The sequence below is a fragment of the Citrobacter sp. MGH110 genome, assembly GCF_001037515.1.
Lineage (GTDB): Bacteria > Pseudomonadota > Gammaproteobacteria > Enterobacterales > Enterobacteriaceae > Citrobacter > Citrobacter portucalensis.
In genome coordinates this window covers 754,783-774,346 of record NZ_KQ089831.1, presented here as the reverse complement: position 1 = coordinate 774,346, position 19,564 = coordinate 754,783, and the positions used below count along the sequence as shown (strand labels likewise).

Here is a 19,564-nt window from a genome sequence, read left to right as displayed (position 1 = left end):
CAACTGACAAAACGTTTGGGTGTTCACCAACGTGTAACTTATTTATTTGGGTAAGCTTTTAATGAAAACTTTTACAGCTAAACCAGAAACCGTAAAACGCGACTGGTATGTTGTTGACGCGACCGGTAAAACTCTGGGCCGTCTGGCTTCCGAACTGGCTCTGCGCCTGCGCGGTAAGCACAAAGCGGAATACACTCCGCACGTAGATACCGGTGATTACATCATCGTTCTGAACGCTGACAAAGTTGCTGTAACCGGCAACAAGCGTACTGACAAAGTGTACTATCACCACACCGGCCACATCGGTGGTATCAAACAAGCGACCTTTGAAGAGATGATTGCTCGCCGTCCTGAGCGTGTGCTTGAAATCGCGGTTAAAGGCATGCTGCCAAAAGGCCCGCTGGGTCGTGCTATGTTCCGTAAACTGAAAGTTTACGCTGGCAACGAGCACAACCACGCGGCACAGCAACCGCAAGTTCTTGACATCTAATCGGGATTATAGGCAATGGCTGAAAATCAATACTACGGCACTGGTCGCCGCAAAAGTTCCGCAGCTCGCGTTTTCATCAAACCGGGCAGTGGTAAAATCGTAATCAACCAACGTTCTCTGGAACAGTACTTCGGTCGTGAAACTGCCCGCATGGTAGTTCGTCAGCCGCTGGAACTGGTCGACATGGTTGAGAAACTGGATCTGTACATCACTGTTAAAGGTGGTGGTATCTCTGGTCAGGCTGGTGCGATCCGTCACGGTATCACCCGCGCTCTGATGGAGTACGACGAATCCCTGCGTGGCGAACTGCGTAAAGCTGGCTTCGTTACTCGTGATGCTCGTCAGGTTGAACGTAAGAAAGTCGGTCTGCGTAAAGCACGTCGTCGTCCTCAGTTCTCCAAACGTTAATTGTACTCTGCTTCGGCAGACGACAATTTGCGAAAAAACCCGCTTCGGCGGGTTTTTTTATCGTTATTTCTCGCCTCAGATCCACGGTAATCCGCTGATTGCCACCTCTTTTTCCCCATTTCAAGAATCGACTCACCACAAAGGTCACAAAATCTGGTAAACTATCATCCAATTTTCTGCCCAAATATCCGGTATCGTTCATTTTTTGTTTGTATTTTGAACAGTAATGACTTTCCCGAGTCTGGGTGACATCACTTCTGGCTGGCCACTGAGTGGCTGGTAGCAGTAAAAATTCTGAATATACCTGGAGGTTTTCATGGCTGTCGCTGCCAACAAACGTTCGGTAATGACGCTGTTTTCTGGTCCTACTGACATCTATAGCCATCAGGTCCGCATTGTGCTGGCTGAGAAAGGTGTTAGTTTCGAGATTGAGCATGTGGAGAAGGACAATCCACCTCAGGATCTGATCGACCTCAACCCGAATCAGAGCGTACCGACACTGGTGGATCGTGAGCTGACCCTGTGGGAATCTCGCATCATTATGGAATACCTGGATGAGCGCTTCCCGCATCCGCCGCTGATGCCGGTTTACCCGGTTGCGCGTGGTGAAAGCCGCCTGTACATGCAGCGTATTGAAAAAGACTGGTACACGCTGATGAACGTCATCGTGAACGGTTCTGCTTCTGAAGCCGAAGTCGCGCGTAAGCGTCTGCGCGAAGAACTGCTGGCAATCGCGCCAGTATTTGGCCAGAAACCTTACTTCCTGAGCGATGAGTTCAGCCTGGTAGACTGCTACCTGGCGCCGCTGCTGTGGCGTTTACCGCAGCTGGGTATTGAATTCAACGGTGCAGGTTCGAAAGAACTGAAAGGGTACATGACTCGCGTCTTCGAACGTGACTCTTTCCTGGCTTCTCTGACTGAGCCTGAACGTGAAATGCGTCTGGGCCGGGGTTAACCTGTATGGATTTGCCACAGCTAACACCACGCCGTCCGTATCTGCTGCGCGCGTTCTATGAGTGGTTGCTGGACAACCAGCTCACGCCGCATCTGGTGGTGGATGTGACGCTCCAGGACGTGCAGGTTCCAATGGAATATGCGCGTGACGGGCAAATTGTTCTGAATATTGCACCGCGTGCGGTGGGCAACCTGGAACTGGCTAACGATGAAGTGCGCTTTAACGCGCGCTTCGGTGGTGTGCCGCGTCAGGTGTCTGTGCCGTTGGCTGCCGTTCTGGCAATTTATGCACGTGAAAATGGCGCCGGTACGATGTTTGAACCGGAAGCCGCCTACGACGAAGATGTTGCCAGCTTAAATGATGACGACAACGACACGTCTGGTTTTGAGAGTGAAACGGTCATGTCGGTCATTGATGGCGATAAACCTGATAATGGCGACGACAACGATCCGGATGATACTCCGCCACCGCCTCGCGGTGGGCGTCCAGCGCTGCGCGTAGTGAAATAAGTAGTGAAATGAAAAACAGGCCCTTTGGGGCCTGTTCTGTTTTCTGGCTTTGGTATCAATAAAACAGCGCGATGGTGGCTACCATATTCACCACAAATCCTACTGCCATCGGGATTGCTGTACGTTTTACCACTTCAAAGGGCGATACGCCGGCAATACCCGATGTCACGACAATTACAGCGGTTATGGGTGACACCGCGCGGGCAAGCGTAGTGGCAAAATGCATCGGCATAATCATTACTACCGCAGGAATATGCAGCCCGGCGGCAATATCCGGAATGAGGCTGGCAAAAGACATAAACGGCGCGTTGCCTGACCCCATGACGATTGCGCAGGCGGCGATGACCAGCGCCATGATGATCATCACGCCGATACCGCCAAGACCGGAATGCTCTGCGCCTTTTATTACGGCATCGACTGTCCCGATAGTCGTCAACCCTTTCGCAAAGATTTCACCGGCGACCACCAGGGTGACAACGTTGGCAAACTGTGTCCCCATGCCGTCAAAAAAAGCCTGCACATCATCCATCGTTTCGCGCAAATTATGTTTATGCAGGAATTCAACAAACATAGTCAGCGTCATGCTCATCAACATTACCACCACCAGATTCAACTCTGCTTTCATTAGCCCCATTTGTGCAAGGGCAAGCGAGCCCAGCATCAGGATCAGCGGCATCACCGGCAAAATGGCGTAATAGAGCGGGGGTACGTTTTCCAGCGTCTTTTGTTCCGCAAATCCGTTACTTTCCGGTGCGGCTTTTTTATCAAATTGACGCTGAACGAAAAAATGCGCAATGGCGACGGCGACAATGACACACGACGCGACGGGCAACTGGTATTGAAAGAAATAGGTGGCGATTTTCATGCCCGCGACCTGCGCGGCAAAAATAGAGTTGGTTTCCAGAATGCCCCACTCAATCGACATCGAAGTGGCAATGACCGCAACAGCGGATAAACGGCTTACGCCAAGACTAACCAGCGTTGGGAACAGCGTCACCATCAGCAACATACCTAACCCGGATGCGCTGGTAATGAACTGCGCCATGATCTGACCAATCACATAGGTGGCGGCAAGCACTACATAGGGTGAACGGATTAGCTTGAGCGGGCGGCTTAACAGGCTAACCATCGCTCTGCTGGCCCCCATTCTGTCCATATAACGGGCATAACCGCCCACCGCCATGATTGATAACCCCAGCCCGGCCGCGCGGTTGGAGAGCATACGCAAAATTTCATTGTAAATATCGACCAGTAGATAGCCACTGCTTTTGTCGTTAGCGACCAACGCGCCGTAGCCCAGCCAGACGCCGCAGATCATCAGGAAGATCCCGGCGGCGGCCAGCACGACCTGCGGTTTGTAGTTTTTGAGGATCAGGTAACCCATCGTTAATAAAACGATGACAGAGATAATGATGCCGAACATTGTTTCACTCCATGCCAGAGAAGAAGATAAATCCGGTAATAACGCTGTTGTCAAAACGGATGTTATATTTTTCTGGGCATTTTTTATGGAGTGAATATCTTATTTTTAATTCGATGGTGTAATTATTTATCGTTATAAAATAGACGGTTATAATAAATTATCACGTTCATATTCATAATTTTCATGAAGGTATTTAACTCCATTCAATTAAAATGAGGCAGAAGATACTCGCTTAAAATAATATTGCTGTTACGTATATTATCAATAGGCCAGCCGGATCAGATCGTCCATCATTTCACCCTGCTTTCGATCCTGTGTTAGGATAAACCCGCTGTTGTTTGTCACCACGACTTAGCTGAATGGACCCTATGAACGCATTTGATTCGCAAGCTGAAGACTCTCCATCCACCATTGGCCGTAGCTTACGCAATCGCCCGTTGGCGCGTAAAAAACTGTCTGAAATGGTTGAAGAAGAACTGGAGCAGATGATTCGTCGTCGGGAATTTGGCGAGGGCGAACAGTTGCCGTCTGAGCGGGAGCTGATGGCCTTCTTTAACGTGGGCCGTCCTTCTGTACGAGAAGCGCTGGCCGCGTTAAAACGCAAAGGTCTGGTTCAAATCAACAACGGCGAGCGCGCCCGCGTTTCGCGTCCTTCTGCTGATACCATCATCAGCGAGCTGTCTGGCATGGCGAAAGATTTCCTCGCACATCCCGGCGGCATTGCCCACTTCGAGCAGTTGCGACTGTTCTTTGAATCCAGCCTGGTTCGATACGCCGCCGAACATGCGACAGATGAGCAAATCGACAGACTGGCTAAAGCACTGGAGATCAACAGCCAGTCGCTCGATGACAATACGTTGTTCATCCGCTCGGACGTTGATTTTCACCGTGTACTGGCTGAGATCCCGGGCAATCCTATCTTTATGGCTATCCATGTTGCGCTGTTAGACTGGCTGATTGCCGCCCGTCCGACCGTTGCCGATCAAGAGTTGTATGAACACAATAACGTGAGTTATCAGCAGCATATCGCTATTGTCGACGCAATTCGCCAGCGCGATCCTGAAGAGGCTGACCGCGCACTGCAAGAACATCTCAATAGCGTTTCCGCGACCTGGCACGCCTTCAGCAAAAGTAAAAAATTGCGTAAGTGATCGCGATCCCGACGATCGTTTAAACACAAAATCATTCAAGTTGCATCAAGGCGGCAAGAGAGCGAGTTCCCTGGAGCATAGATAACTATGTGACAGGGGTGAGCGAACGCAGCTAACGCAGAGGCGGCTCGAAGGATGAAGTGTTTAGTGAAGTAGATCGCACTATAAGCGTTCTGTATTGTATTGCTGCTTATTTGATCTGGTATAACAGGTATAAAGGTATGCAGTTAGATAACACTAATCATCGTCAGAGGTCGTTATGGCAAGAGATTTAAAAGGCGTAATGCCAGCGTTGTTAACCCCATTCGATAACCAACAGAGACTGGACATCGAGAGTTTGCGCCGCCTGGTGCGTTTCAACATTGGTCAGGGTGTAGACGGGCTCTATGTAGGTGGCTCAACGGGTGAGGCCTTTGTCCAAAACCGCGTTGAAAGAGAGCAGGTACTGGAAATTGTTGCCGAAGAGGCGAAAGGTAAGGTGACGCTGATCGCCCATGTTGGCACGGTGAGTACTGAAGAGAGCCAACAGCTGGCGAGTGCGGCACATCGTTACGGCTTTGATGCCGTTTCGGCCGTTACACCGTTTTACTATCCGTTCAGCTTTGAAGAACATTGCGATCACTACCGCGCAATTATTGATTCCGCTGATGGTTTACCGATGGTGGTCTATAACATTCCGGCGCTGAGCGGCGTAAAACTGACGCTGGATCAGATCAACACGCTGGTAACGCTGCCAGGCGTTGGCGCTCTGAAGCAAACTTCGGGCGATCTCTATCAGATGGAACAGATCCGCCGCGCTCATCCCGATCTGGTGCTTTATAACGGCTATGACGAGATCTTTGCTTCCGGACTGCTTGCGGGCGCAGATGGCGGTATCGGTAGCACTTACAACATCATGGGGTGGCGCTATCAGGGAATTGTGAAAGCGCTCAAAGAAGGTGACATCCGCACGGCGCAAAAGCTGCAAACCGAGTGCAATAAGGTTATCGATCTGCTTATTAAGGTTGGCGTGTTCCGCGGCCTGAAAACAGTATTGCACTATATGGATGTGGTTTCTGTCCCACTGTGCCGTAAACCCTTTGCCCCGGTAGATGAACACTATCTGCCGGAACTGAAAGCGCTGGCAAACCAACTGCTGGCGGAAAAGGCGTAATCACGGGTCGCCGGGGGCGTTTCGCTTGCCCGGCCTGGATTTTCGACCGTAGGCCGGGTAAGGCAAAGCCACCACCCGGCACAACAACAAAAATCGTCGGGAGAGTAAAATGAGTACTTCTACCCAAAGCATCCCGTGGTATCGCCATCTCAATCGGGCACAATGGCGGGCATTTTCCGCCGCCTGGCTGGGATATTTGCTTGATGGTTTCGATTTTGTGTTAATCGCTCTGGTGCTGACAGAAGTGCAGGGCGAATTCGGACTGACGACGGTGCAGGCTGCCAGCCTGATCTCGGCCGCCTTTATCTCCCGTTGGTTTGGCGGGTTAATGCTGGGGGCAATGGGCGACCGCTACGGACGCCGCCTGGCAATGGTCACCAGCATCATTCTGTTCTCTGTGGGAACGCTGGCCTGCGGTTTCGCGCCGGGCTACACCACCATGTTTATCGCCCGCCTGGTTATCGGTATGGGAATGGCCGGTGAGTATGGCTCCAGCGCAACCTATGTTATTGAAAGTTGGCCTAAACACCTGCGAAACAAAGCCAGTGGTTTCCTGATTTCCGGCTTTTCCGTTGGTGCCGTGATCGCCGCCCAGGTCTACAGTCTGGTGGTCCCGGTCTGGGGATGGCGCGCGCTGTTCTTCATCGGCATCCTGCCAATTATCTTCGCCCTCTGGCTGCGTAAAAATATTCCGGAAGCGGAAGACTGGAAAGAAAAACACGAAGGCAAAGCGCCGGTACGCACGATGGTGGACATTCTCTACCGGGGCGAGCATCGGGTAATTAATATTCTGATGACGCTCGCCGCTGCAACTGCGCTGTGGTTCTGTTTTGCTGGCAACCTGCAAAATGCGGCTATCGTGGCGGCCCTGGGACTGATATGCGCCTTTATCTTCATTAGCTTTATGGTGCAAAGCAGCGGGAAACGCTGGCCGACGGGCGTGATGCTGATGGTGGTCGTGCTATTCGCCTTCCTGTACTCGTGGCCGATTCAGGCGCTGTTGCCAACCTATCTGAAAACCGAACTGCTGTACGATCCTTCCACGGTGGCCAGAGTGCTCTTCTTTAGCGGCTTTGGTGCGGCGGTCGGTTGTTGCGTCGGCGGTTTTCTTGGTGACTGGCTGGGCACGCGTAAAGCCTATGTCTGCAGTCTGCTGGCCTCGCAGTTGCTGATTATTCCGGTGTTTGCGATAGGCGGTTCAAACGTCTGGGTACTGGGTTTGCTGCTGTTTTTCCAACAAATGCTCGGCCAGGGGATCTCCGGGATCTTACCAAAACTGATTGGCGGCTATTTCGATACCGATCAGCGTGCGGCGGGGCTGGGCTTCACCTATAACGTAGGCGCACTGGGCGGGGCTCTGGCACCGATCATCGGCGCGCTGATTGCCCAACGTCTGGATCTGGGTACCGCGCTGGGATCGCTCTCTTTCGGCCTGACATTTGTAGTGATCCTGCTGATTGGTCTTGATATGCCGTCCCGCGTACAGCGCTGGCTGCGCCCTGAAGCGTTGCGTACGCATGATGCCATTGATGGTCGACCGTTTAGCGGTGCCGTGCCGTTCGGCGGTGACAAAAGCACTATGGTGAAATCCAAAAGTTAATCCAGTTGCCCGGTGCTGAACCGGGCAATAGCCGTAAGGGAAGAATATGTCGTTCTTTGAGCTACAGAGCGCCACCACGATGCATGAGGCGGCGTCATGACCACACTGGCGATTGATATTGGCGGCACCAAATTGGCTGCCGCGCTGATAGACAACAATCTGCAAGTCCGCGAGCGGCGTGAACTGCCGACGCCTGCCAGTAAAACGCCGCAAGCGCTGCGCGCCGCGTTACAAACACTGGTTGCCCCGCTACAGGGGCGTGCTAATCGGGTGGCGATCGCCTCGACGGGGATTATCCGTGAGGGGGCTTTACTGGCGCTGAATCCGCATAACCTCGGCGGGTTGATGCATTTTCCGCTGACACAAACGCTGGAACAAATCACCGGCCTGCCGACGCTGGCCGTCAATGACGCACAGGCAGCGGCGTGGGCTGAGTACCATGCGCTTGGTGGTGAGTACCGCGATCTGGTGTTTATTACCGTCTCCACAGGCGTGGGCGGGGGAGTCGTCAGCGGTGGGAAACTGCTGACTGGAGTCGGCGGTCTGGCTGGGCATCTGGGACATACGCTGGCCGATCCCCATGGACCCATGTGCGGCTGCGGGCGTGTGGGCTGCGTTGAGGCGATCGCATCCGGTCGTGGAATAGCGGCGGCTGCCGAAGGCGCGCTAGCCGGATGCGACGCCAAAACTATTTTTAGCTGTGCCGGGCAGGGGGATGAGCAGGCAAGCCGGTTGATCCATCGCTCGGCGCGTACTTTGGCAAGGCTTGTTGCCGATGTGAAGGCCACGACCGATTGTCAGTGCGTGGTCATTGGCGGCAGCGTTGGGCTGGCTGAAGGGTATCTGGCGCTGGTGGAACATTATCTGGCACAAGAGCCTTTGGCCTATCACGTGGAATTGCTGGCGGCGCATTACCGTCATGACGCTGGATTACTGGGGGCCGCGCTGTTGGCCCAGGGAGAATGATGATGATATCAGATGCGTTGAATTCACTGCCTTCTGCCGGATTACATCCGGTCTTGCAGCAGGCGTTAACGCTTGCCATTGCGGCGAATCCGCAGGAGAAGGCGCCTGGGCGCTACACGTTGCAGGGCGAGAATATTTTTATGAATGTCATGCAATTTACAACGCAGAGCCCAGAGCATAAGAAAGCGGAGCTGCATCAGCAGTACATTGATATTCAGATGCTGTTGTCCGGCGAAGAACGGATTCTGTTCGGGATGACCGATTCTGCTCGTCACTGCGAAGAGATGCACATCGAGGATGATTATCAGCTGTGCAGCCAGATTGCCGATGAACAGGCTATGGTACTGAAGCCGGGAAAATTTGTGATTTTTATGCCGGGCGAGCCGCATAAACCGGGTTGTGTGGTGCAGACCCCGATGGACATCAAAAAGGTGGTGATCAAAGTCCGCGCCAGCTTATTACAAGCTTGAGAATGAGAGACTGTGTCGGATGGCAAGGCTAACGCCATCCGACATGGAATGTAACGACCTAGCGCTTAAACGTCACCGTTTCTGGCTGCGTCAGATGCAGTGTGGTTTGGCTTGGGACCGTCTCGGCAATGACTCGACCATGACGAATGGAATAACGGGCAGGCGTCTGGCGACGAACCGCGTCAAACCCATTTTCTGCAGGCAAAATCACCAGATTCGCAGAATTCCCCACGTTCAGACCGTAGTCCTGCAGGTGCAGGGTTTTCGCGCTGTGGGTGGTGACCAGGTTCAACCCATCGTTAATTTGTCCGTATCCCATCAACTGGCACACGTGTAATCCCATATGCAGCACCTGCAGCATATTCGCAGTGCCCAGCGGGTACCACGGATCGAAGACGTCATCATGACCGAAGCAGACGTTGATCTCCGCTTCCAGCATCTCTTTGACGCGCGTAACACCACGACGTTTAGGATAAGTGTCAAAGCGCCCTTGCAGGTGAATATTCACCAGTGGATTTGCGACAAAGTTAATGCCGGACATTTTCAACAGGCGGAAAAGACGGGAAGCATACGCGCCGTTGTAGGAATGCATCGCCGTGGTATGGCTGGCGGTCACGCGCTCGCCCATATTGTAGCGATGCGCCAGCGCCGCAACGGTTTCAACAAAGCGGGATTGCTCATCATCGATTTCGTCACAGTGCACGTCGATAAGTTTGTCGTATTTTTGCGCCAGAGCGAAAATCTTATGCAGCGACTCTACGCCATATTCACGCGTGAATTCAAAGTGCGGGATCGCGCCAATGACGTCGGCGCCCAGACGCACGGCTTCCTCCAGGAGCGCTTCACCGTTGGGATAAGAAAGAATGCCTTCTTGCGGGAACGCGACAATCTGTAGCTCTACCCACGGAGCGACTTCTTGCTTCACCTCCAGCATGGCTTTTAGCGCCGTCAACGTTGGGTCGGATACGTCAACGTGAGTACGGACATACTGGATGCCGTTGGCCATCTGCCACTTCAGGGTCTGCATGGCGCGCGCTTTGACGTCTTCGTGAGTGAGCATTGCCTTACGTTCAGCCCAGCGTTCAATGCCCTCAAACAGCGTACCAGACTGATTCCAGCTCGGCTCGCCCGCGGTTTGCGTAGTGTCCAGATGGATATGTGGCTCAACGAACGGTGGGATAGCCAGACCGCCTTCAGCATCAAGCACTTCACCCTGTGGTAACGTCGCTGCGTCTTGAGGCTCAATACGGCTAAAGCGCCCGTTTTCAATCGTGATTTGCCATAACCCTTCACGTCCCTGTAAACGCGCCTGATGAATGGTGATGTTATTATTCTGCATGGCTGACCTCCGGGGATTTAGCAAGGCTGCGATTGAAAAGTGGATTCAGCAGGATATAGCTGAATACGCCGCCGAGTACGGCATTGACGGGCACGATGCCGGGAATATAGTGACCTGCGGCGATGCCCAGTGCAACGGACAGGATCGCTATCCAGTTTACGGAAATAAATTGCGCTTTGCTGAAGTCGGCATAGCGGCGATGGTTCAGCAGATAGTCGGCGATGATGACCCCGCCAATCGGGGGAATCGCTGCCGACAGAAATGTCAGCCAGCCGACAAAGTTATTGTAAAGCCACAGCGCGCACAGTGTGCCAATAATACCGTTAGCCACCGACAGCGTACGGCTGGAAAGGCCGGTAATATTGGCAAATCCCAGGCCCGATGCGTACAGCGCATTATCGTTGGTGGTCCAGATATTCAGACCAAGAACGATGATTGCGGGCAGCAGCAGTCCCTGGGCAATCATCACGTCAGAGATATCCGCCTGTCCAACCGCAGCCGCGCCCGCAGCGCCGAAGATGAACATCAAGGAGTTGCCAAGGAAAAACGCCACCATGGCGATCAGCACCGCGCCTTTGGCGTTGCGGCCAAAACGGACGAAGTCAGCGGTTAACGTCCCTGCGCTGACAAACGAGCCGACTACCAGCGCCAGTGCGGTGGAGAAATCCAGCGGCGTTTGCGGCACTATCGCTTTTAAATGCTCCAAACCGCCGACATCGCTCACTGCCAGCCAGACGGAGTAGCTGCCAAGTACGACGATGGCAGGCACGGCGATGATAGATAAAACGGTCAGCGCTGAGATGCCAAAAAAGATGGTCAGGGTCATCAACAGACCGGAAACCGCAATCAGGATATTGACGTCAATTCCCGTCGCTTTGCCAACCGGGATAGCAAACATGGCCACACCAACGCCAAACCAGCCTACCTGTGTGCCGCCTAACAGCAGAGAGGGAAGCCATGAACCTTTCACACCAAATGAGTAACGCGCCAGAAGGTGGGTTGAGAGCCCTGTTTTTGCGCCGATAAAACCGAGAAATGCAGTGTAAATACCGAGGAGAAGATTACCGAAGAGAACTGCCAGGAAGAAATCATTATAAGAAAGACCGGTACCGAGTGTGCCACCGGTCCACATACTGGCGGAAAAGAATGTGAGTCCCAACATGACAAATGTTAGTGGAACTACGCCTTTTCGCGCCGCCAGAGGGACGGGGCCCTGGCTATAATTGTTGTCTTGCGACACAACGCCTCCATGAATTTTGCCCAAAAAATCCGCCGCATAATATACAGTTCTCAACGTAAAGCAAACGTTTTCGTCTGATTTTTACATGGTTATTATTCATGATGTTGATCTGTTTGGGGAGTTAAGGTTATTTGCCCTGTTTACTAAACGTGTTGTCAGACTGGCTTAATCGGCAGGTTTGGCGGTATTGCGGCAGGAATTTGGCATCTCACCCACCAGGGCAGATGAGATGCCTTAAGAGGCTGTATTACACTTCCAGGTAGTTCAGGATACCGTCTGCCGCTTTACGACCTTCGGCAATCGCGGTGACCACCAGATCCGAACCGCGCACGATGTCGCCACCGGCGAAGATTTTCGGGTTGCTGGTCTGGAAGGCGTTGTCGCTGCGCTCTGGAGCAATAATGCGGCCCTGAGAATCCAGTTCGACGCTGTGTTTTGCCAGCCACTCCATACTGTGCGGACGGAAGCCAAACGCCAGTACCACCGCATCTGCCGGAACAACGTGTTCGGAACCGGCGACGATCTCCGCACGGCGACGGCCCTTCGCATCTGGTTCACCCATTTCGGTACGCGCCATTTTCACACCGCATACCTTACCGTTGGCGTTCACTTCCACGCCTAAAGGCTGGACGTTGAACTGGAATTCGACGCCTTCTTCACGCGCATTTTTCACTTCGCGTTTGGAACCCGGCATGTTCTCTTCGTCACGACGATAAGCGCAGATGACATGTGCTGCGTTCTGGCGAACCGAGGTCCGCACGCAGTCCATCGCGGTATCGCCACCGCCGAGAACGACGACGCGTTTGCCTTCCATGCTGATGTACGGCTCGTCGCTGCTTTCGCCAAAGCCCATCAACTGTTTGGTATTGGCGATCAGGAACGGCAGGGCATCAAACACACCGGAAGCGTCTTCGTTTTCCAGCCCACCGCGCATCGACTGATAGGTACCTACGCCAAGGAACACGGCGTCGTAATCCTTCAGCAGGGAGTCGAGCTGTACATCGCGGCCCACTTCCACGTTCAATTTGAACTCAATGCCCATATCGGTAAAGATTTCACGACGGCGGGTCATCACCTCTTTTTCCAGTTTGAAGGCTGGAATACCGAAGGTCAGCAGACCGCCGATTTCCGGGTGGCGGTCAAATACCACCGCCTTCACGCCGTTGCGGGTCAGCACATCAGCACAGGCCAGGCCTGCCGGACCGGCACCGATGATCGCCACGCGCTTGTCGGTTTGACGCACGCCGGTCATATCCGGGCGCCAGCCCATTTCGAATGCTTTATCGTTGATATAGCGCTCGATGTTACCGATAGTCACCGCGCCGAACTCATCGTTCAGCGTACAGGATCCTTCACACAGACGATCCTGCGGGCACACGCGGCCACAGACTTCCGGCAGAGTGTTGGTCTGGTGCGACAGTTCTGCCGCTTCAAAAATACGCCCCTCGTTCGCCAGTTTCAGCCAGTTCGGGATGTAGTTATGCACCGGGCACTTCCACTCGCAGTACGGGTTACCGCAGGACAGGCAGCGGTCTGCCTGTGCTTTGGCCTGGCCTTCGGAAAACGGCTCGTAGATCTCGATAAACTCGATCTTACGGATCTTCAGCGGCTTCTTAGGCGGATCAACGCGCTGCAGGTCGATAAATTGGTATACGTTCTGACTCATTGCTGCTACCCCTTACTGCGCCTGCACACGCAGCTCTGCTGCGCTACGACTACGGTGACCCAACAGTGCTTTCACATCACTGGATTTTGGTTTTACCAGCGCGAATTTCGCCGAGAATGCTGGCCAGTTAGCCAGGATCTCTTCGCCGTGTGAAGAGCCGGTATGCTGTACGTGCTCGGTAATCAAACCGCGCAGGTGTTCCTCGTGGATAGCCAGCGAGTCCACGTTCAGCACTTCTACCAGTTCCGGGTTCACGCGTTTGCGGAACTCACCGTCTTCGTCGAGCACGTAGGCGAATCCACCCGTCATACCCGCTCCGAAATTGACGCCCGTTTTTCCGAGAATACAGACGATGCCGCCGGTCATATATTCGCAGCCGTTGTCGCCAATACCTTCAACCACGGTGATTGCGCCGGAGTTACGTACTGCAAAGCGCTCACCTGCACGACCCGCGGCAAACAGGCGGCCACCGGTGGCGCCATACAGACAGGTGTTACCAATTATGCTCGCCTCATGGCTACGGAAAGCAGAGCCAACCGGAGGACGCACTGCCAGCAGACCGCCCGCCATACCTTTACCGACATAGTCGTTGGCATCACCGGTCAGATACAACTCCACGCCGCCCGCGTTCCACACGCCGAAGCTCTGGCCTGCGGTACCGCTGAAGTGCGCTTTGATTGGGTCAGACGCCAGCCCCTGATCGCCATGCGTTTGCGCGATATAGCCCGACAGCGACGCGCCAACAGAACGGTCGGTGTTGCGGATATCGAACCAGAAGGTTTTGCTCTGGCGCTCGTCGACAAACGGTTTCGCTTGCTGTAACAACTGAGCGTTCAGCACGCCGTTATCAAACGGCGGGTTGTTCTCGGTGCAATGCAGCGCTTTACCCGGATGCGGTTCGGCGGTTTCCAGCAGACGAGACAGTTCCAGTTTCTGTTGCTTGGCGGTAAACCCTTCCAGCTCTTTGAGCAGGTCGGTACGACCAATCAGATCCACCAGACGCTTCACACCCAGTTGCGCCATCAGCTCACGGACTTCGCGGGCGATAAATTCAAAGTAGTTAGTCACTTTGAACGGCAGGCCGTGATAGTGGTTCTTACGCAGTTTGTCATCCTGAGTCGCCACGCCGGTTGCGCAGTTGTTCAGGTGGCAAATACGCAGGTATTTACAGCCCAGCGCCACCATTGGACCAGTACCGAAGCCGAAGCTTTCCGCGCCGAGAATCGCCGCTTTAATGATATCGACACCGGTTTTCAGACCGCCATCAACCTGCAGACGAATCTTGTGACGCAGACCGTTAGCGACCAGCGCCTGCTGGGTTTCCACCAGACCAAGTTCCCACGGGCAGCCCGCATATTTCACCGAGGAGAGCGGGCTTGCGCCGGTACCGCCATCGTAGCCAGCAATGGTGATCAGATCCGCGTAGGCTTTCGCCACGCCTGTGGCGATGGTGCCAACGCCTGGTTCGGAAACCAGCTTCACGGAGATCATCGCTTTCGGGTTGACCTGTTTGAGGTCGAAAATCAGCTGCGCTAAGTCTTCGATAGAGTAAATATCGTGGTGCGGCGGCGGGGAGATCAGCGTCACGCCCGGCACCGAATAGCGCAGTTTGGCGATGTACGGGGTGACTTTATCACCCGGTAACTGACCGCCTTCGCCAGGTTTCGCGCCCTGAGCGACTTTAATCTGGATGACATCGGCGTTGACCAGATACGCCGGGGTTACGCCAAAGCGACCGGAAGCAACCTGCTTAATGCGCGACACTTTATTGGTGCCATAGCGCGCCGGGTCTTCACCGCCTTCACCGGAGTTCGAGTTGCCGCCGATGCTGTTCATGGCTTCGGCCAGCGCTTCGTGTGCTTCGGGGCTTAATGCGCCGATGGACATAGCTGCGGTATCGAAGCGTTTAAACAGTTCGGTTGCGGGTTCTACTTCGCTAATGCTTACGGCTTCATCGCCAGGAGTAATCGCCAGTAGATCGCGCAGCGTGGCCGCCGGACGCTCATTGACCAGCTTGGCATATTCCTGATAGTCGCTGTACTCGCCGCTTTGTACCGCCTGTTGCAGCGTGCGCACCACGTCCGGGTTGTAGGCATGGTATTCGCCGCCGTGGACGTATTTGAGCAAACCGCCCTGGCTGATAGGTTTACGTGCCAGCCATGCATGTTTGGAGAGGTTTAGCAGATCCTGCTGGAAGTCGCTAAACCCTGCGCCGCTAATACGGCTGACCACGCCCTGGAAGCACAGCGCCACGACATCATCGTGCAGACCAACCGCTTCAAACAGCTTCGAGCAGCGGTAAGAGGCGATGGTCGAAATGCCCATTTTGGACATGATTTTGTACAGACCTTTGTTGATGCCGTTACGGTAGTTCAGCATCACGGTCCGGTAATCTTTGGCAATCGCCTGAGTGTCGATCAGCCGTCCCAGCGTTTCATACGCGAGATACGGGTAAATGGCCGTCGCGCCAAAGCCGAGCAGGACAGCAAAATGGTGCGGGTCGCGGGCGCTGGCGGTTTCAACGATGATGTTGGCGTCGCAACGCAGGCTTTGTTCTACAAGGCGCGTTTGCACTGCGCCCACGGCCATCGGTGCCGGAACCGGCAGGCGGTTTTTCGCGATGTTACGGTCAGAGAGCACCAGCAGCACCGTACCGTTACGCACCATCTGTTCCGCCTTATCGCACAATGCTTTGACGGTCTCTTCGAGGGTGGTTTCGGTCACATCGAAGGTGATATCCAGGCGGTCGGCGCGGTAATGCTCCTCTTTCATGGTGGTGAGCTGGGTGAAATCGGAGTACAGCAGGATCGGCGATTTAAAGCTCAGGCGGTGTGCCTGACCTTCGGCTTCGCAGAAGACGTTCATCTCACGACCGATGCTGGTGGCCAGCGACATAACGTGCGCTTCACGCAGCGGGTCGATCGGCGGGTTAGTCACCTGCGCGAACTGCTGGCGGAAGTAGTCATAAATGATGCGTGGCTGGCTTGAGAGCACCGCAAACGGGGTATCATCACCCATTGAACCGACCGCTTCCTGACCATTTTCGCCGAGCACGCGGATCACGGAATCCAGCTCTTCGGCGCTGTAGTTAAACTGTTTCTGATAGCTGGCGAGCGTGTCATCGTCCAGTTCGCGGCTGCCGACCTGATCGTCTGCGAGGTCTTCGAACGGCACCAGACGGCGGACGTTCTTCTCCATCCACTCTTTGTACGGATGGCGGCTTTTCAGATCGTCATCGGTTTCGGCGGAGTGCAGAATGCGCCCGCTGCGGGTATCGATAACCATCAGCTCGCCAGGGCCGACGCGACCTTTCTCAACCACTTCATCCGGCTGATAATCCCAGATCCCAACTTCAGAGGCGCAGGTAATCAGCTTGTCTTTGGTGATGACGTAGCGCGCCGGGCGCAGGCCGTTTCGGTCAAGGTTACAGGCGGCAAAGCGGCCGTCGGACATAACAATGCCCGCTGGGCCATCCCACGGCTCCATGTGCATGGAGTTAAAGTCAAAGAACGCGCGCAGCTCCGGGTCCATATCCGGGTTGTTCTGCCAGGCCGGCGGCACCAGTAAACGCATGGCACGGATAATGTCCATCCCGCCAGCCAGCAGCAGTTCCAGCATGTTATCCATTGAGCTGGAGTCGGAGCCGGTTTCGTTAACGAACGGTGCGGCGTCGTGCAGGTCAGGGATCAGCGGTGTCTGGAATTTATAGGTACGTGCGCGTGCCCACTGGCGGTTGCCGGTGATGGTGTTGATTTCACCGTTATGCGCCAGGTAGCGGAACGGTTGCGCCAGCGGCCAGCGCGGTACGGTATTGGTGGAGAAGCGCTGGTGGAACAGGCAGATGGCCGATTCCAGACGCAGGTCCGCCAGGTCCAGGTAAAAGCGCGGCAGATCCGCCGGCATACACAGACCTTTATAGATATTGACCAGGTTCGACAAGCTACACACGTAGAAGTCTTTATCGTCCTGGAGGCGTTTTTCGATGCGACGGCGTGCGATGAACAGGCGGCGCTCCATATCACGCGGACGCCAGCCCGCAGGGGCGTTGACAAAAATTTGCTCGATACGAGGCAGGGAGGAGAGGGCGATTTCACCGAGAACACCTTCGTTGGTCGGCACGTCGCGCCAGCCGACAATCGACAGGGTCTCCTGCTGTAATTCTTCTTCGACAATGCGGCGAGAAGCCGCAGCCAGTTCAGCGTCTTTATTTAAAAAGATCATGCCGACGGCGTAGTTTTTAGCTAAACGCCAGCCGCGCTCTTGCGCCACGATGCGGAAAAAGCGGTCAGGTTTTTGTAACAGCAAACCGCAACCATCGCCGGTTTTACCATCGGCAAGAATTGCGCCACGGTGCTGCATGCGGGCCAGTGCGTGTATGGCGGTACGCACTACCTTGTGGCTAGGTTCGCCTTCTATGTGGGCGATCAGGCCGAAACCACAGTTATCCCTCTCAAGGGATTTATCGTACAACATATCAGTGAACCTCCCCAGGCTCTGCGGGATTCCCATCTGGACCGTTGCGCACGGGCACACCAAGAGCATGGCGACGGGGTTTGCGTGTCATACGCTTACCTCGCATTCGCCCTCTTTATCCTTTTCGCATAGGTCAAACAAGTTTGAGGACTTGCTTCAGAGGGAATCTCAATTACTGCATAAATATGATGAGCAGACTGCTCATCCAGAAAGCTTCCAGCGGATTTCCACGTTATCGGGAATCCACACACAGGTCAAATGGCAATCTTATTTATGCAAAAATGTGCTATAGGGCGATTAACTTTATGAATATGTTGAAATTTAAGGCTTTTTTACATTGATTTAACGCAAGGAGAATGGAGAGCGAAGTGTGATCTGTCTCACTGTCAGAAAGGCTGTATATCCCCCGTCCTCCCTTTGTTTATCGCTATGCTTGGCATTTTATGCTGGTTTTTGGAGTTTTGGCGTCTTAAAGATACTGTTTTTATGCTGAGAGTATAAGAAGATAAAAAAAACTGTCGGATATAAGGAAAAGTAATTTCATTTTGAATGAATGAAATTTCGATTATTTTGATTTGTTATGCAATGAATAAAAGCACGCCAGGGCGATTGATCCAGGTCATCGCCGACTGGGGCAAAAAATGGCAGGCTTTGGCCTCTTTTCAAGGCGCGGTCTACCAGATTATGCAGTTACAGAAATTAGTCAATATGTTTGGTGGGGATCTTTCTCGCCGTTACGGGCAAAAGGTTCATAAACTCACGCTTCACGGCGGCTTTAGCTGTCCAAATCGTGATGGCACCATCGGACGTGGCGGGTGTACTTTCTGCAATGTCGCCTCGTTTGCCGATGAAGCACAGCAGCACCATTCTATTGCCGAGCAGCTTGAGCATCAGGCGCATCTGGTCAATCGCGCGAAACGCTATCTGGCCTATTTCCAGGCCTATACCAGCACCTTTGCTGAAGTGCAGGTGCTGCGTTCGATGTATCAGCAGGCGGTTAGCCAGGCCAGTATCGTCGGGTTATGCGTTGGGACGCGCCCCGACTGCGTGCCGGATGCGGTACTCGATCTGCTTTGCGAGTATAAAGACCTCGGCTATGAGGTATGGCTGGAGCTCGGTTTGCAAACCGCGCATGACAAAACCCTGCATCGTATTAACCGCGGCCATGATTTTGCCTGCTACCAACGCACTACGCGACTGGCACGCGAGCGTGGGCTGAAAGTGTGCTCGCACCTGATTGTCGGTCTGCCGGGAGAAGGGCAGGCAGAATGCCTGCAAACCATGGAACGTGTAGTGGAGACGGGTGTTGACGGTATTAAGCTGCACCCGCTGCATATTGTGAAAGGCAGTACGATGGCGAAAGCCTGGGAAGCCGGGCGGCTGAACGGAATTGAACTGGACGACTATACGGTTACCGCCGGGGAGATGATCCGTCATACGCCGCCAGAGGTGATTTATCATCGAATTTCCGCCAGCGCGCGTCGCCCAACGCTGTTGGCACCGCTATGGTGTGAAAACCGCTGGACCGGGATGGTCGAACTGGATAAGTACCTTAACAAGTACGGTGTGCAAGGCTCGGCGCTCGGTACGCCATGGGTGCTGCCTGAGAACTAACTCTCCGTAGTCATGTAGGCCTGATAAGCGAAGCGCCATCAGGCGGCCCGGCGCACATTGCCTGATGGCGCGTTGCTTATCAGGCCTACGATGGCCTCTCCGCGGTC

The 19,564-nt window shown here is 54.1% G+C and carries 15 protein-coding genes; 10 read left to right on the top strand and 5 right to left on the bottom strand.

The genetic code is table 11. From position 1 onward, the window contains the following. Positions 1-61 precede the first annotated feature (61 nt). The 4 genes from rplM to sspB all read left to right on the top strand — a co-directional run bounded on the left by rplM (position 62) and on the right by sspB (position 2,362). Positions 62-490, top strand: a complete 429-nt coding sequence (rplM, locus tag SK38_RS19715) for a 50S ribosomal protein L13 (RefSeq protein ID WP_003025141.1) — start codon at positions 62-64, stop codon at positions 488-490. Positions 491-505: 15 nt separating this feature from the next. Beyond that, the gene (rpsI, locus tag SK38_RS19710) at positions 506-898 is read left to right on the top strand and encodes a 30S ribosomal protein S9 (protein WP_003025138.1); all 393 of its coding nucleotides are present in this window, start codon (positions 506-508) and stop codon (positions 896-898) included. 316 nt (positions 899-1,214) lie between these two features. Further along, positions 1,215-1,853, top strand: coding sequence for a stringent starvation protein SspA (gene sspA / locus SK38_RS19705; RefSeq protein ID WP_003025132.1), 639 nt, complete (start codon positions 1,215-1,217; stop codon positions 1,851-1,853). Positions 1,854-1,858: 5 nt separating this feature from the next. Next, positions 1,859-2,362: a ClpXP protease specificity-enhancing factor gene (gene sspB, locus SK38_RS19700; RefSeq protein WP_032945142.1), complete on the top strand. Its 504-nt coding sequence runs from the start codon at positions 1,859-1,861 to the stop codon at positions 2,360-2,362. A 55-nt stretch (positions 2,363-2,417) separates the two neighbouring features. Here the strand turns inward: sspB and dcuC are convergent, their stop codons facing one another. Continuing rightward, on the bottom strand, positions 2,418-3,785 hold the full coding sequence (gene dcuC, locus SK38_RS19695) for an anaerobic C4-dicarboxylate transporter DcuC (RefSeq protein WP_048236863.1): 1,368 nt from the start codon (positions 3,783-3,785) through the stop codon (positions 2,418-2,420). A gap of 359 nt (positions 3,786-4,144) precedes the next feature. On the opposite strand from dcuC, the gene nanR reads away from it, so the two are divergent. The 5 genes from nanR to nanQ all read left to right on the top strand — a co-directional run bounded on the left by nanR (position 4,145) and on the right by nanQ (position 9,125). Beyond that, positions 4,145-4,936: a transcriptional regulator NanR gene (gene nanR, locus SK38_RS19690; protein WP_008785946.1), complete on the top strand. Its 792-nt coding sequence runs from the start codon at positions 4,145-4,147 to the stop codon at positions 4,934-4,936. Positions 4,937-5,195: 259 nt separating this feature from the next. Further along, positions 5,196-6,089: an N-acetylneuraminate lyase gene (gene nanA / locus SK38_RS19685; RefSeq protein WP_003828793.1), complete on the top strand. Its 894-nt coding sequence runs from the start codon at positions 5,196-5,198 to the stop codon at positions 6,087-6,089. 109 nt (positions 6,090-6,198) lie between these two features. Then, positions 6,199-7,689, top strand: coding sequence for an MFS transporter (locus SK38_RS19680; RefSeq protein ID WP_048225730.1), 1,491 nt, complete (start codon positions 6,199-6,201; stop codon positions 7,687-7,689). A 96-nt stretch (positions 7,690-7,785) separates the two neighbouring features. After that, entirely contained in the window at positions 7,786-8,655 is an 870-nt protein-coding gene (gene nanK / locus SK38_RS19675; RefSeq protein ID WP_048236861.1) for an N-acetylmannosamine kinase, read from the top strand. Positions 8,656-8,657: 2 nt separating this feature from the next. Then, a complete protein-coding gene (nanQ, locus tag SK38_RS19670) occupies positions 8,658-9,125 on the top strand; it encodes an N-acetylneuraminate anomerase (protein WP_048236918.1) in 468 nt (155 codons plus the stop codon). 58 nt (positions 9,126-9,183) lie between these two features. On the opposite strand, the gene SK38_RS19665 is transcribed toward nanQ, so the two are convergent. The 4 genes from SK38_RS19665 to gltB form a co-directional block, all read right to left on the bottom strand. Then, positions 9,184-10,464 (bottom strand): cytosine deaminase, encoded by a 1,281-nt coding sequence (locus SK38_RS19665; protein ID WP_032945132.1) that lies wholly within the window; start codon positions 10,462-10,464, stop codon positions 9,184-9,186. Next, on the bottom strand, positions 10,454-11,704 hold the full coding sequence (gene codB / locus SK38_RS19660) for a cytosine permease (protein ID WP_032945130.1): 1,251 nt from the start codon (positions 11,702-11,704) through the stop codon (positions 10,454-10,456). Before codB ends, SK38_RS19665 begins: the two co-directional genes overlap by 11 nt. A 247-nt stretch (positions 11,705-11,951) precedes the next feature. Next, positions 11,952-13,370, bottom strand: a complete 1,419-nt coding sequence (locus SK38_RS19655) for a glutamate synthase small subunit (protein WP_048236859.1) — start codon at positions 13,368-13,370, stop codon at positions 11,952-11,954. A gap of 12 nt (positions 13,371-13,382) precedes the next feature. Continuing rightward, positions 13,383-17,843 carry a glutamate synthase large subunit gene (gene gltB, locus SK38_RS19650; protein ID WP_020996357.1) on the bottom strand — a complete coding sequence of 1,487 codons (4,461 nt, stop codon included), beginning with the start codon at positions 17,841-17,843 and terminating at the stop codon, positions 13,383-13,385. A gap of 684 nt (positions 17,844-18,527) precedes the next feature. Here gltB and SK38_RS19640 point away from each other — a divergent pair. Continuing rightward, positions 18,528-19,457, top strand: a complete 930-nt coding sequence (locus SK38_RS19640; protein WP_008785937.1) for a tRNA modification radical SAM protein MnmL/YtqA — start codon at positions 18,528-18,530, stop codon at positions 19,455-19,457. Positions 19,458-19,564 lie beyond the last annotated feature (107 nt).